This is a genomic window from Mitsuokella jalaludinii (assembly GCF_928722185.1).
Classification (GTDB): domain Bacteria; phylum Bacillota; class Negativicutes; order Selenomonadales; family Selenomonadaceae; genus Mitsuokella; species Mitsuokella jalaludinii.
This window is the reverse complement of sequence record NZ_CAKMXA010000001.1, coordinates 2,102,760-2,116,816: the sequence shown is the minus strand read 5'-3', so window position 1 is coordinate 2,116,816 and position 14,057 is coordinate 2,102,760. Positions and strand designations below refer to the sequence as shown.

General features: G+C 55.2%; 7 protein-coding genes, 7 tRNA genes and 3 rRNA genes. All 17 read right to left on the bottom strand.

Annotation, left to right across the window (positions count from 1 at the left end):
- Window positions 1-54: 54 nt before the first annotated feature.
- Complete coding sequence (locus QDI87_RS09875; protein WP_036375910.1) at window positions 55-1,386, bottom strand: NCS2 family permease; 1,332 nt, start codon at window positions 1,384-1,386, stop codon at window positions 55-57.
- A gap of 153 nt (window positions 1,387-1,539) precedes the next feature.
- Window positions 1,540-1,630: transfer RNA gene (locus QDI87_RS09870), tRNA-Ser, on the bottom strand.
- Between the two features lie 7 nt (window positions 1,631-1,637).
- Window positions 1,638-1,713, bottom strand: a tRNA-Trp gene (locus QDI87_RS09865).
- 9 nt (window positions 1,714-1,722) lie between these two features.
- A tRNA-His gene (locus QDI87_RS09860) sits at window positions 1,723-1,798 on the bottom strand.
- Between the two features lie 6 nt (window positions 1,799-1,804).
- Window positions 1,805-1,921: ribosomal RNA gene (rrf, locus tag QDI87_RS09855) — 5S ribosomal RNA — on the bottom strand.
- Window positions 1,922-1,989: 68 nt separating this feature from the next.
- Window positions 1,990-4,901: ribosomal RNA gene (locus QDI87_RS09850) — 23S ribosomal RNA — on the bottom strand.
- A gap of 163 nt (window positions 4,902-5,064) precedes the next feature.
- Window positions 5,065-5,141: transfer RNA gene (locus tag QDI87_RS09845), tRNA-Ile, on the bottom strand.
- A 4-nt stretch (window positions 5,142-5,145) separates the two neighbouring features.
- A tRNA-Ala gene (locus QDI87_RS09840) sits at window positions 5,146-5,221 on the bottom strand.
- Between the two features lie 109 nt (window positions 5,222-5,330).
- Window positions 5,331-6,891: ribosomal RNA gene (locus tag QDI87_RS09835) — 16S ribosomal RNA — on the bottom strand.
- Together the 16S, 23S and 5S rRNA genes with 7 tRNA genes alongside form the textbook arrangement of a ribosomal RNA operon.
- Window positions 6,892-7,369: 478 nt before the next feature.
- A tRNA-Met gene (locus QDI87_RS09830) sits at window positions 7,370-7,446 on the bottom strand.
- A gap of 5 nt (window positions 7,447-7,451) precedes the next feature.
- Window positions 7,452-7,537 (bottom strand) — tRNA-Tyr (locus QDI87_RS09825).
- Window positions 7,538-7,610: 73 nt separating this feature from the next.
- Window positions 7,611-8,750, bottom strand: a complete 1,140-nt coding sequence (ftsZ, locus tag QDI87_RS09820; RefSeq protein ID WP_423791146.1) for a cell division protein FtsZ — start codon at window positions 8,748-8,750, stop codon at window positions 7,611-7,613.
- Between the two features lie 149 nt (window positions 8,751-8,899).
- On the bottom strand, window positions 8,900-9,673 hold the full coding sequence (locus QDI87_RS09815) for a cell division protein FtsQ/DivIB (protein ID WP_081828480.1): 774 nt from the start codon (window positions 9,671-9,673) through the stop codon (window positions 8,900-8,902).
- A 121-nt stretch (window positions 9,674-9,794) separates the two neighbouring features.
- Window positions 9,795-10,259: an IS200/IS605 family transposase gene (tnpA, locus tag QDI87_RS09810; RefSeq protein ID WP_055161056.1), complete on the bottom strand. Its 465-nt coding sequence runs from the start codon at window positions 10,257-10,259 to the stop codon at window positions 9,795-9,797.
- Window positions 10,260-10,479: 220 nt separating this feature from the next.
- Window positions 10,480-11,418, bottom strand: coding sequence for a D-alanine--D-alanine ligase family protein (locus QDI87_RS11775; protein WP_036378553.1), 939 nt, complete (start codon window positions 11,416-11,418; stop codon window positions 10,480-10,482).
- A gap of 79 nt (window positions 11,419-11,497) precedes the next feature.
- The gene (gene murC, locus QDI87_RS11770) at window positions 11,498-12,895 is read right to left on the bottom strand and encodes a UDP-N-acetylmuramate--L-alanine ligase (protein WP_036378554.1); all 1,398 of its coding nucleotides are present in this window, start codon (window positions 12,893-12,895) and stop codon (window positions 11,498-11,500) included.
- A 34-nt stretch (window positions 12,896-12,929) separates the two neighbouring features.
- On the bottom strand, window positions 12,930-14,039 hold the full coding sequence (gene murG, locus QDI87_RS09800; RefSeq protein ID WP_036378555.1) for an undecaprenyldiphospho-muramoylpentapeptide beta-N-acetylglucosaminyltransferase: 1,110 nt from the start codon (window positions 14,037-14,039) through the stop codon (window positions 12,930-12,932).
- Between the last annotated feature and the right edge of the window lie 18 nt (window positions 14,040-14,057).

Sequence of the window (14,057 nt, the reverse complement as noted above, 5' to 3'; positions counted from 1 at the left end):
CGTCTACAATATGAAATATTATCATAGCGTCAAATGCTTGTCAAGCTATTTCGCTCACGAACGCATGACGAGATTGATGACGAATGCGATAGAGACAAGCCACATGATCCAGCTGACTTCCTTGTACTTGCCGACAGCCGTCTTCATGAATACGTAGCTGACGAAGCCGAAGGCAAAGCCGTTGGCGATAGAGCCCGTCAGAGGCATCATGATGATCGTCAGGAAGGCCGGCAGGCCGTCCGAGAAGTCGACGAAGTTGATCTTGCCGACCTCGCTCATCATCAGCGCGCCGACGAGGATCAGCGGCGGAGCCGTCGCAAAGCCCGGCACGAGGCCGACGAGCGGAGCGAAGAGCAGCGCGATGAGGAAGCAGATGGACACCGTGACAGCCGTCAAGCCCGTCTTGCCGCCAGCCGCGATGCCGGCAGCGCTCTCGATGTAGCTCGTGACCGTCGACGTACCGAAGATCGAGGAGCAGATCGTGCCGACTGCATCCGTCGTCAGAGCACGGTCGAGGTTCTCGATCTCGCCGTTCGGCTTGATGAGCTTCGCCTTCGACGTCAAGCCGATCAGCGTGCCCATGTTATCGAAGAGCTCAACGACCGTGAACGTGAAGATGATGGAGACGATGCCGTAATTCCAGGCACCAGCGATGTCGAGCTTGCCGAACGTCTCGCCCATGTGCGGCAGGCTCGTGCTGACGACATCGCCGATGGCGTGCGGGACTGGCGAGTAGCCGAGTACCATCGAGAGCAGCGTCGTCACGATGATGCCGATGAGGATAGAGCCCTGGATATTGCGCGCCATCAGAGCGCCCGTCAGCACGAGGCCGAAGAGCGAGAGCATCGTCGTCGGATCCGTGACATGACCGAGACCGATGAACGTCGCCTTGTCCGGGATGATGAGGCCCGTGCCCTTGAGGCCGATGAAAGCGATGAAGAGGCCGATGCCGACGCTGATAGCGACGCGCAGGTTCTGCGGCACGGAATTGATGATGGCCTGGCGGATATGGCTGACCGTCAGGATCAGGAACAGGACGCCCGAAAAGAAGACGGCACCGAGTGCGACCGTCCAGTGGAGACCGAGTGTACCGCATACATAGTAGGCAAAGAACGCATTGAGGCCCATGCCCGGTGCGAGTGCGACCGGGTAGTTGGCGAATACGCCCATGACCATGGTCGAGAGTGCTGCGATCCAGATTGTCGAGGCGATAGCCGCTTCCTTCGGGATCCCTGCCTCCGACAGGATGTTTGGATTGACAAAGATAATATAAGCGAGTGCAATGAATGTGGTAAGACCTGCGAGGACTTCCGTCTTGACCGTCGTGTTCTTCTCACGGAGCTTGAAGAAACGATCAAGGAAGCCCTGATTCGCTTGCGTCTGCATTAGTGAATTCCTCCCTTTCACCCAAAATAAATCTTTCCATCACTCTTGTGATGGAATACCGTACAAGAATACCAAAAAAGAGGACACATGTCAATTTTCTTTTAGTGTATACAATAAAAAGCCCTGACAAAAGTCAGAGCTTTCATTTCGAAGTGGCGGAGTGGAGAGGATTCGAACCTCCGCACCAGTTACCCAGCCTAACGATTTAGCAAACCGTCCTCTTCAGCCTCTTGAGTACCACTCCAATAAAATGGCAGGGGCAGTAAGACTTGAACTCACAACCTACGGTTTTGGAGACCGTTGCTCTACCAGTTGAGCTATACCCCTATAAAAAAATGGGGCGACTTGTGGGGATCGAACCCACGCATGCTGGAGCCACAATCCAGTGTGTTAACCGCTTCACCAAAGCCGCCATGAAAACCGGCAATTTCCTATCCTCCCAGTCCGTCTCCAGACAAGTACTTTCGGCCTCTGAATGCTTAACTACTGTGTTCGGTATGGGAACAGGTGGAACCATTCAGGCATCATCACCGGATATTCTATTTGAATGCTTGCACATTCAAAACTATACAGAAGAAATTACTCTGCGAACACTTCAGTTCTCTAGTTAAGCCCTCGACATATTAGTAGTAGTCAGCTTCATGCCTTGCAGCACTTCCACATCTACCCTATCAACCTTGTCTTCTTCAAGGTGTCTTACTAGCTTGTGCTATGAGATACTTCATCTCGGGACGGGCTTCACGCTTAGATGCTTTCAGCGTTTATCCCTTCCGGACGCAGCTACCCAGCTGTGCTTCTGGCGAAACAACTGGTACACCGGCGGTCCGTCCACTCCGGTCCTCTCGTACTAGGAGCAGTCTCCCTCATGTATCTTGCGCCCGCGATGGATATGGACCGAACTGTCTCACGACGTTCTGAACCCAGCTCACGTACCACTTTAATGGGCGAACAGCCCAACCCTTGGGACCTGCTTCAGCCCCAGGATGTGATGAGCCGACATCGAGGTGCCAAACCTCCCCGTCGATATGGACTCTTGGGAGAGATTAGCCTGTTATCCCCAGGGTAGCTTTTATCCGTTGAGCGATGGCAATTCCACTCTCATTCCACCGGATCACTAAGCCCTACTTTCGTACCTGCTCGACCTGTATGTCTCGCAGTCAAGCTCCCTTCTGCCTTTATACTCTTCGCGCGATTTCTGTCCGCGCTGAGGGAACCTTTGGACGCCTCCGTTACTCTTTCGGAGGCGACCGCCCCAGTCAAACTGCCCACCTGATACTGTCCTCAGCTTCGTTACTTCTCGAGTTAGATCCCTAGCACATAAAGGTTGGTATCCCAACAGCGACTCTGATAAGCCTGGGGGCCTATCTTCTCCGTCTCCCAACTATCCTGTACGTTACATGCCAAAAATCAATGTCAGGCTGCAGTAAAGCTCCATGGGGTCTTTCTGTCCAGTCGCGGGTAACCTGCATCTTCACAGGTATTTCAATTTCACCGGGTCCCTCGTTGAGACAGTGCCCAAGTCGTTACACCTTTCGTGCGGGTCGGAACTTACCCGACAAGGAATTTCGCTACCTTAGGACCGTTATAGTTACGGCCGCCGTTTACTGGGGCTTCAATTCAAAGCTTCTTCTTGCGAATAACCTCTCCTCTTAACCTTCCAGCACCGGGCAGGTGTCAGCACCTATACGTCAGATTTCTCTTTAGCAGGCACCTGTGTTTGTGGTAAACAGTCGCTTGGGCTTCTCTTCTGCCGCCGGCTCCAGCTCCAACCGCAAGGTCTTCACCAGCTCCGGCCATCCTTCTCCCGAAGTTACGGATGCATTTTGCCGAGTTCCTTAACGAGGGTTTTCCCGCGCACCTTAGGATTCTCTCCCCGCCTACCTGTGTCGGTTTTGGTACGGGTACATGATGTCTCGTTAGAAGCTTTTCTCGACAGTGTAGTACGCTTGAATTTGGATTGTACCGAAGTACGCTCCTATCTATCAGTTCTCGGCCTTGATGCAGGGATTTGCCTCTACATCAGCCTACCGCCTTCGACGCGCATTTCCAATCGCGCGCTCAAGCTCCTTGCTGTGTCACTCCATCCTCAAACAACATCATGCAGTACAGGAATTTTCGCCTGTTGTCCATCGCCTATGCTTTGTGCCTCGGCTTAGGTCCCGACTTACCCTGAGTCGACGAGCGTTGCTCAGGATCCCTTAGGCTTTCGGTGGATCCGATTCTCACGGATCGTTTCGCTACTCATACCAGCATTCTCACTTCCAAGTCGTCCAGCTGTCCTTACGGTCCGCCTTCAACCAACTTGGAACGCTCCCCTACCCATGCTTGCGCATGCCGCGACTTCGGTTCTGTACTTGAGCCCCGGATATTTTCGGCGCAGGGCCTCTCGACCAGTGAGCTATTACGCACTCTTTGAATGGTGGCTGCTTCTGAGCCAACATCCTGGTTGTTTTGGAAGTCCTACATCCTTTTCCACTTAGTACAGCATTCGGGACCTTAGTCGGCGGTCTGGGCTGTTTCCCTTTTGAATACGGGTCTTATCACTCGCATTCTGACTCCCAGGCTCTTCTCATGAAGCCATTCGCAGTTTGACTAGGCTCGGTAAGCTTTACGCTCCCTTACCCGATCAGTGCTCTACCGTCTCCATGTGTTACCTGAGGCTAGCCCTAAAGCTATTTCGGGGAGAACCAGCTATCTCCACGTTCGATTGGCATTTCACCCCTATGCACAGCTCATCCCAAAGTTTTTCAACACTCACGGGTTCGGTCCTCCACTCATTTTTACCTGAGCTTCAACCTGGCCATGCATAGATCACTGTGGTTTCGGGTCTAATCCCAGAGACTTCCGCCCTATTCAGACTCGCTCTCGCTTCGGCTCCGCGTCTCCCGCTTAACCTCGCCTCTGAAATTAACTCGCCGGTTCATTCTTCAATAGGCACGCCGTCGCACATATAAAGTGCTTCGACTGCTTGTAGACATACGGTTTCAGGTTCTATTTCACTCCGCTCCCGCGGTTCTTTTCACCTTTCCCTCACGGTACTATGCGCTATCGGTCGTTCCGTAGTATTTTGCCTTGGATGGTGGTCCACCCTGCTTCCCACAAGGTTTCACGTGTCTCGTGGTACTCTGGATACCAGCCCACTTGGCAATCTTTCGTGTACGAGGGTTTCACTCTCTATGCCCAACCTTCCCAGGTTGTTCCACTAGATTACGTCTGCTTGATGCTGGTCCTCAACCCCGGTCGTCCGAAGACGTCCGGTTTGGGCTCTTCCCTGTTCGCTCGCCGCTACTGAGGGAATCTCGTTTGATTACTCTTCCTCCGGCTACTTAGATGTTTCAGTTCACCGGGTATGCCGTCCTTTCGGATGGTACGACATGACTCGTACCGGGTTGCCCCATTCGGAAATCCATGGATCGAAGCTTACTTGCGGCTCCCCATGGCTTTTCGCAGCTTATCGCGTCCTTCATCGGCTCGGAACGCCTAGGCATCCACCATATGCCCTTTGTAGCTTAACTATTTGTTATGCCATAGGTTTCATATGTCAATATGATGTCTATGCTTGAATCCTAAAATGTTCGTTCTAACCATTCTGTTCACACTGTCGTGCGACTCGATGATTTGATACATTTCATTTCTTCTATGTAGTTTTCAGTGTGCAAATACCATTTTGTTTTTTAATGGTGGGCCTAAGTGGACTTGAACTACTGACCTCACGCTTATCAGGCGTGCGCTCTAACCAGCTGAGCTATAGGCCCATAATGGTGGAGACGAGGAGAATCGAACTCCTGACCCCCTGCTTGCAAGGCAGGTGCTCTCCCAGCTGAGCTACGCCCCCATTATGGTATATAAGTTTTTTGAGAGGTTGTTCTCTCAAAACTAGACAATGCAAGACCAGATGAACGACCTGAACTCTCAATCCCTTCCGGGATTGATGTTCTCCTTAGAAAGGAGGTGATCCAGCCGCACCTTCCGATACGGCTACCTTGTTACGACTTCACCCCAGTCATCGCCCCCACCTTAGACGGCTGCCTCCTTGCGGTTAGCCTGCCGGCTTCGGGTGTGAATGACTTCCGTGGTGTGACGGGCGGTGTGTACAAGGCCCGGGAACGTATTCACCGCAGTATGCTGACCTGCGATTACTAGCGATTCCAACTTCATGCAGGCGGGTTGCAGCCTGCAATCCGAACTGGGAGATGGTTTATGGGGTTCGCTTGGCCTCGCGGCTTCGCTGCTCTCTGTCCATCCCATTGTAGTACGTGTGTAGCCCAGGACATAAGGGGCATGATGACTTGACGTCATCCCCGCCTTCCTCCGCGTTGTCCGCGGCAGTCTCCTTTGAGTTCCCACCATTGCGTGCTGGCAACAAAGGATAGGGGTTGCGCTCGTTGCGGGACTTAACCCAACATCTCACGACACGAGCTGACGACAGCCATGCACCACCTGTTTTCGTGTCTCCGAAGAGAGGGAACTATCTCTAGCCCTTTCACTCAATGTCAAGCCCTGGTAAGGTTCTTCGCGTTGCGTCGAATTAAACCACATACTCCACCGCTTGTGCGGGCCCCCGTCAATTCCTTTGAGTTTCAGCCTTGCGGCCGTACTCCCCAGGCGGAATGCTTATTGCGTTAACTCCGGCACAGGAGGGGTCGATACCTCCTACACCTAGCATTCATCGTTTACGGCGTGGACTACCAGGGTATCTAATCCTGTTCGCTCCCCACGCTTTCGAGCCTCAGCGTCAGTTACAGTCCAGAAAGCCGCCTTCGCCACTGGTGTTCCTCCTAATATCTACGCATTTCACCGCTACACTAGGAATTCCGCTTTCCTCTCCTGCACTCAAGAAAGATAGTTTCCATCCCCTCACGGGGTTGAGCCCCGCACTTTTAAGATAGACTTACCTTCCCGCCTGCGCTCCCTTTACGCCCAATAATTCCGGACAACGCTCGCCACCTACGTATTACCGCGGCTGCTGGCACGTAGTTAGCCGTGGCTTCCTCGTCAGGTACCGTCATTGGAAATGGTTATTCACCATCTCCACATTCGTCCCCGACAACAGAGCTTTACGAGTCGAAACCCTTCTTCACTCACGCGGCGTTGCTCCGTCAGGCTTGCGCCCATTGCGGAAGATTCCCCACTGCTGCCTCCCGTAGGAGTCTGGACCGTGTCTCAGTTCCAATGTGGCCGTTCATCCTCTCAGACCGGCTACTGATCGTCGCCTTGGTAGGCCATTACCCCACCAACTAGCTAATCAGACGCAGACCCATCGTAAAGCGATAGCTTACAAGTAGAGGCCACCTTTAGTAGGATTCCCATGCGGAAACTCTACAACATTCGGTATTAGCAGTCCTTTCGAACTGTTGTCCCCATCTTTACGGCAGGTTGTCTACGCGTTACTCACCCGTTTGCCACTCGACTCTCAAAAGCAAGCTTTCAATCGTCTCGTTCGACTTGCATGTGTTAAGCACGCCGCCAGCGTTCGTCCTGAGCCAGGATCAAACTCTCCATAAAATTATGAAGAACCTTGATTGGCTCTAATTGTCTTTTGGTCTAACCTTCAAAAAATGAAGCTTAGTAAAGAAATTGCCGATTGCTTATGTTCATAATCAATCGATGTTTTTTTTTAAACATCTGGCTTGAATCACAAATGATTCATGTTGCATTGTTTAGTTTTCAAAGAACAACTCTGTCTTTCGAAGCTCGCTTTCGTTTGAAAGGTTTTGCTTCAAGCGACTCATTTATTGTACCGCATCTCTTTCAGGCTGTCAAGAACTTTTTTATTTTTCTTTTTGTCTGAGTCATCCGCTCCAGCAAGGCGCTTCCAATCAAGGAGCATTTTCTTGCCAGGCCGGTGTCTCGCGGCGACTTGTACTATATTACAGGATGATGGTGCATTTGTCAACACTTTTTCTCAAAAACTGCAAAGTTTTTTGAGCTCCTGCAGTAAAACAAAAAACGCACCGATTACTCGATACGTCATATTAGCTATTGGTGGCGGCACAGAGATTTGAACTCCGGACACTGCGGGTATGAACCGCATGCTCTAGCCAACTGAGCTATGCCGCCATAAATGGTGGGCAGGGATGGATTCGAACCATCGTAATCCGAAGATGACAGATTTACAGTCTGTTCCCTTTAACCACTCGGGCACCTACCCATGTCTCAACAAGTGCGTCAAGAACAAGTATTATTATAGCGGCTCTCTACGCACTTGTCAACACCTTTTTATTTTATTTTCTGCGCATCCAGACAGGAATGTCGATGAAGCTGTCCGCGCCGACCGTGCTGCCGACAGACGGATTCTGTGCAGGCTGCTGGGCAGGCTGCTGGGCAGGGGCCTGCTGCTGTGCTGGCGCCTGATTCTCTGCCTTCTGCTGTGGCTTGAACTCAGGGATGCCGACCGTCTCCTCCGGCGCGTCAAAGCCCGTGGCGATGACGGTGACGCGCACCGTATCGCCCATCGAGTCGTCGATGGATGCACCCCAGATGATGTTGGCCTGCGAGTCTGCGGCCTTCTCGATGGCCTCCGATGCCTCCGTGACCTCGAACATGCTGAGGTTCTCCTCTGCGCCCGTCACATTGAGCAGGACACCGCGAGCACCGTCGATGCTCGTCTCGAGCAGCGGCGAAGCGATGGCAGCCTTGGCGGCCTCTACAGCGGCATTCTCGCCCGAAGCCTCGCCAATGCCCATCAGAGCAGACCCCGCATTGCTCATGATGCTCTTGACATCAGCAAAGTCGAGGTTGATGAGGCCCGGCAAGGCGATGAGATCCGAGATGCCCTTGACGCCCTGGCGCAGGACATCATCGGCAATGCTGAACGCCTGCGTGATCGGCGTCTTCTTGTCGACGACCTGCATGAGACGGTCGTTCGGGATCGTGATGATCGTATCGACGTGCTTCTTGAGGTTCTCAATGCCGAGCTCCGCATTGCGGCGGCGCTTCATGCCCTCGAACGAGAACGGACGCGTCACGACGCCGACCGTCAGCGCGCCAATCTCGCGGGCGCACTCCGCCACGACGGGTGCGGCACCAGTGCCCGTGCCGCCGCCCATGCCGGCCGTCACGAATACCATGTCTGCGCCGCGCAGTGTGTCGAGGATATCGTCGCGGCTCTCCTCAGCGGCCTTCTGGCCGATCTCCGGCTGTGCGCCGGCGCCAAGGCCGCGCGTGAGCTTCTCACCGATCTGCATGCGCTTCGGAGCCAGGGATTTGAGCAGGGCCTGCGCATCTGTATTGACGGCAATGAATTCCACACCCTGCAGTCCGAGATTGATCATGCGGTTGACGGCATTGCTGCCGCCGCCGCCTACACCGATTACTTTTATTTTGGCTAACTGATCGAGCCCATTGTCATCCAGTTCAAACACTGCCTTAACCCCCATCATCTATGAATACGATATCATATTCTGTATATTGTCCGGCATCCTCTGGATGCCTGTTTCTTGAAAAAAAAGATACCTTTATCATTTTACCATCATTCTATACGGATTTCCATAGGCAAAGTGAAAAATTTCGCTCAGGACTTGCCCTCCTCTTTCTCGAGATTCGGATCGAATCCCTTGAGCTTGATGAACGGTGCCTCGTAGCTGAAATCGACGTAATCGATGGCATGGCGGCTCGTCTTGAGCGATTTGACGAAGTCAGCCGTGAGGACTGCCTTCTCGTCGAGCCGGTCGAGCTTGCCGAGCCGGATCTGGACGGAGCTGTTCGCATAGGCGACGACGCCATCGGGATTGGCGATGTTGACCTCTGAAATCTGGTTGAGTGCCTCTGTGTCAATCTGGCTTAGGAAGTAGAGCACCTTCTTGACATTCTCATCCTTGACCTCATCACCGAGGTAGAGCCCCTTGACTTCCATGCCCGTGATCAGAGGGATCGGCACGCTGTGCAGCGCGCGGTAAGCCGCGATGATCTTGCCATTGTGGTCGAGATCCAGGTACCCGTAGTCACAGGCGACTGTCGCAACCGGCTTGCGCTCAACGACCTCGATCTCGAGGCGGTCCGGCAGGCGGCGCCGCACGACGGCCGACTCGATGCGCAGGTCGTGCATGAGGTTCTGCGCCACGGCATCCGTCTGCAGCTGGAAGAGCGGCTCGCCCGTGTGGATGCGCCCGATCTCAAGGACCTGCTCCCTTGTCAGATACGATATGCCGCTGACTTCCACGCGCTGCAGCGTGAAGATCGGCGTGTAGACCATGATGGCCATGACGAGGCCGCAGGCCGCCAGGAACAGGAGTCCCTTAAAAAGCCGCCTGCCGCTGCGATGTTTTTTCTGCTCTTGCTCCTTCAATCTCTCTCCCCCTGTACAATAAATATCCCCCGGCATAGCCGGGGGTTTTATATTTACGGCCTTATAAGGCCTCTGCTTACCAGCTGCGCTTAAAAGCGCTTGTCGGTCCGTCATACGCTTACTATTTCCGGCTACCCGTAAACGGGTCTGTCATATCCAGTACCAACTGTTCCGACATGTAATCTTCCTTCAGCTGGTTCTGAATGTATTCCGTTATTTTCTTTTCGTTCTTGCCTACCGTACTTACATAGTACCCTCGACACCAAAAGCTTCGATTTCTATATTTGTACTTCATATTCCCCCATTTCTCGTAAATCATCAAACTGCTCTTCCCCTTCAAAAAGCCCATAAAATTAGACACGCTAATCTTTGGCGGTACCTCAACTAAAATATGGATGTGGTCAGGACAGGCCTCGGCTTCTAACAAGTTCACCTGTTTCCACCGACACAGTTCCCTTAAGATTTGACCAATCTCGTACCGCTTCTGACCATAAAAGACCTTTCTTCTGTATTTAGGGGCAAATACAATATGATATTTACACTCCCATTTTGTATGTGATAAACTATGTACATCGTGATCTTTCATTACGATATACCTCCTTTGTCGTATTGGTTGCAGTTGACGGACCGCAACTTCATACTTCAAGGGAGGTTTATTAAATCCTTTAAAGACTCATCGCTAAAGCTTTATCGAGCCCCTGGTCTAACCAGGGGTTTTCTATATACAAAAAAGCGCCGGACGATGCCAGAGTCCGGCGCAGCAAATCAGTAGATCAAAGCGAGATCAGCGATCTCGCTTGGCAATCTCACTTCTGGAAACCAGCCATCTCGAGGATGCGCTCGCAGAGCTCCGGGAATTCCACGCCCATCGCGCGGCCGGCATCTGGCACGAGCGAGAGTTCCGTCATGCCCGGCACCGAGTTGACCTCGATGACGTACGGCGTGCCGTCCTCGCTGAGCATCATATCGACGCGGGCAACACCCTTGCAGCCGCAGGCCGTGAACGTCTTGATGGCGAGCTCCTGGATCTCCTTCGTCTTCTCGTCCGAGACGCGGGCTGGGATGATGTGCGTCGAAGCGCCCTTCGTGTACTTGCTCTCGTAATCGTAGCGGCCGGAAGCCGTCGTAATCTCGATGATCGGGAAAGCCTCTTTCTTCTCCTCGTTGCCCCAGACGGCTACCGTGAGCTCCTTGCCGCGGATGAACTCCTCGATGAGGACCTCGTCGTTGTAGGAGAAGGCTTCCTTGAGTGCGTCGGCGAGCGCCTCCTTCGTCTCGACGATGTAGACGCCGATGCTCGAGCCTTGCGAAGCGGCCTTGACGACGACCGGCAGCGAGAAGCCCTGCTCGATCTCGGCGGCGAGATCGCGCTTCATCTCATAGCGGTGGTATGTGTGCGAGCGCGGCGTCGAGATACCTTCGGCGACAAAGACGCGCTTCGAAGCTGCCTTGTCCATCGTGACAGCAGCAGCGAGGACGCCCGAGCCCGTGTACGGGATGCCGAGCATGTCGAGCGTGCCCTGCAGGACGCCGTCCTCGCCGAACTTGCCATGCAGCGCATTGAATACGATCGCGCAGCCGCTCTTCTTGATATCCTCGGCAAACGTCGGCGGATTGAGCTCCATGCCCTCTGCATTGTAGCCCTTCGACTGCAATGCCTTGAGGATGGCCGCCCCCGTCTGGCGCGAGATCTCTGCCTCCGTAGACGGGCCCCCCATGACGACGACGATCTTATCCTGATTCATGATGAAAATTTCTCCTTTATCCTCTTTATCTTATCCTTGACATCTTATCTTTGACGCCTGTCTGCTCTACAGCGCTTTCTCACTCAGCCTGCAGCAGCGCGACGAGCTCCTCGCCCGTCTTGTAGATGTCGCCGGCGCCCATCGTGATGACGAGGTCGCCCGGCTGCACGAAGTCCTTGAGATAGGCGGCGAGCTTCTCGCGCTCCGGTTCGTAGACGACATGCTGGCCCGACTGGCGCTTGACCTCGTCGACGATCGTCTGGCCGCTGATGCCCGGGATGGGCGCTTCGCCTGCGGCGTAGACATCGGTGAGCACGAGGACGTCAGCCGAGACGAATGCCTTGCCGAACTCCTCGTGCAGGAGCTGCGTGCGCGAGTAGCGATGCGGCTGGAAGACGCAGATCAGGCGCTTCGGGCTCGTCTCCTTGGCGGCCTTGAGCGTCGCGGCGATCTCCGTCGGATGGTGCGCGTAGTCGTCGACGATCCAGATGCCATTTGCGCGGCCCTTCGTCTGGAAGCGGCGCTTGGCACCGTGGAAGGCCGCGAGGCCCGCCGCCATCTTCTCGAAGCTCACACCGATCGAGAGGCCCGTGACGATGCAGGCCATCGCGTCGAGGACATTGTGGCGGCCCGGGATGTTGAGATCGACGTGGCCGAGCTCTTCCTCGCCGTGGAAGACATCGAACGAGATGCCCATGCCGCTGTGCGTGATGTTCTTCGCGCGGTAGTCGGCCTCATGGTCGATAGCGTAGGTGATGTACTTGCGGTCGAGATTCTTGGCCATCGTGCGCAGGTTCTCGTTGTCGAAGCAGATGACAGCGTAGCCCGTCTCCTTGTCGACGTTCTGGATGAACTGCGTGAAAGCCTTGATGATGTTCTCCATCGTGCCGTAGTGGTCCATGTGGTCGTCTTCGACATTCGTCACGACGGCGATGTGCGGGTGGAGCTTGAGGAAGGAACCGTCACTCTCATCCGCCTCCGACACGAGGTAATCGCTCGTGCCGAGCTCGGCATTCGTGCCGAGGTCGGGGACTTCGCCGCCGACGACGACGGACGGCGAGACGCCCGCGTGTGTCAGCGCGACGCCGAGCATTGAGGTCGTCGTCGTCTTGCCGTGCGCGCCGGCAACCGCGATGCCCTTGTACTCGTTGACGAGGGCCGCATTGATGTCCGAGCGGTGCAGCTTCGTGATACCGAGGTCCTTGGCCGCCAGGACTTCCGGATTGTCGAACGGGATGGCCGTCGAGACGACGATGGCGTCGACGCCGCGGACATTCTCCGCCTTCTGGCCGCCCAGCGTAATCTCCGCCCCCATCTGGCGCAGCTTCTCGATGATGCCCGAATCCTCGCGATCCGAACCCGACACCTCATAGCCGAGCTCGACCATCATCTTGGCCAGCGGGCTCATGCCGGCGCCGCCGATGCCCACGAAATGAATCTTCTTGATGCCTTTCAGCTCTTTGAGCTCTTTATGCACTCCAATCACCTTTTCCCTTTGTTCCATCTGTTCTTTATTTCTTGGCAATATCGAGGACGAGGTCTGCGATATCGCTGGCCGCCTGCGGACGCCCCATCGCGCGGCTGGCCTTCGCCATCGCCTGAAGCTTGTCGGGCTCGCTCAAGAGCTCGGTGAGCACAGAACTCAGGCGCTCCGGCGTCAATTCCCGGTCGAGGATCATGCGCGCTGCCCCTGCTTCCTCGAGCGCGCGCGCATTGTGCTCCTGGTGGTTTTCCGCCGCATAGGGATACGGGATCAGGATGGCCGGGATGCCGCGCGCCGTGAGCTCAGCAAGGCCCGTCGCGCCGGCGCGGAAGATGGCGAGGTCCGCCATCGCCATCGCCTGCGGCATGTTGTAGAGGTACGGCTTGACGAGGATGTGCGGGCAGGCGGTAAGGTCGACACCGGCCTCCTCGAGCCCCTTGAGCACCGGCTCGTAGCCGCGCTTGCCCGTCACATGCAAGAACTGCACCTCTGGATGCGCTGCCGCGTTCTTGATGACACCGATCATCGCGAGGTTGATGGCGCGCGCGCCGCGGCTGCCGCCCGATACGAGGACCGTCAGCTTCTTCGGGTCGAGGCCGAAAGACGCCGCGCCCTGCTCGCGCTGTGCCGAGAGCACTTCGCTGCGGATCGGGTTACCCGTGAAGACGACCTTGTCTGCCGGAAAGTGCTTCATGGCCTCCTCTGTGCCCGCCGCAATCTTCGTCACGAACTTCGAGAGGATCTTGTTGGTGATGCCCGGCACGACATTCTGCTCCTGTATGAGCGTCGGGATGTGCATGAGGCTGGCCGCGAGCAGGATTGGCCCGCAGACGTAGCCGCCCGTGCCGATGACGACGTCCGGCTTGAACTTGTGGACGATGCGCGTGGCCTTGGCCACGCCGACCATCGCGCGGCCGGCGCGCAGGATGTTGTCGGCCGTCAGATGGCGCTCGAATCCCTGGATGTCGACTGTCGTGAAGGGCAGTCCTTCCTTGGGGATGATGTCAGCCTCGAGGCCGCGCTTCGTGCCGACGTAGAGGAATCTCGCGTCGGGCACCTTCTGCTGGATAGTCCGGATGATGGTGATGGCCGGGTAGATATGGCCGCCCGTGCCGCCGCCTGAAACAATGATATTCAAGATGAGAAATCCTCCCGT

What these genes read in the sequence shown, in the direction of transcription:
- QDI87_RS09875 (WP_036375910.1), bottom strand. Translation starts at nt 1,386, where the DNA reads ATGCAGACGCAAGCGAATCAGGGCTTCCTTGATCGTTTCTTCAAGCTC.
- tnpA (WP_055161056.1), bottom strand. Translation starts at nt 10,259, where the DNA reads ATGAAAGATCACGATGTACATAGTTTATCACATACAAAATGGGAGTGT.
- QDI87_RS11775 (WP_036378553.1), bottom strand. Translation starts at nt 11,418, where the DNA reads ATGAATCAGGATAAGATCGTCGTCGTCATGGGGGGCCCGTCTACGGAG.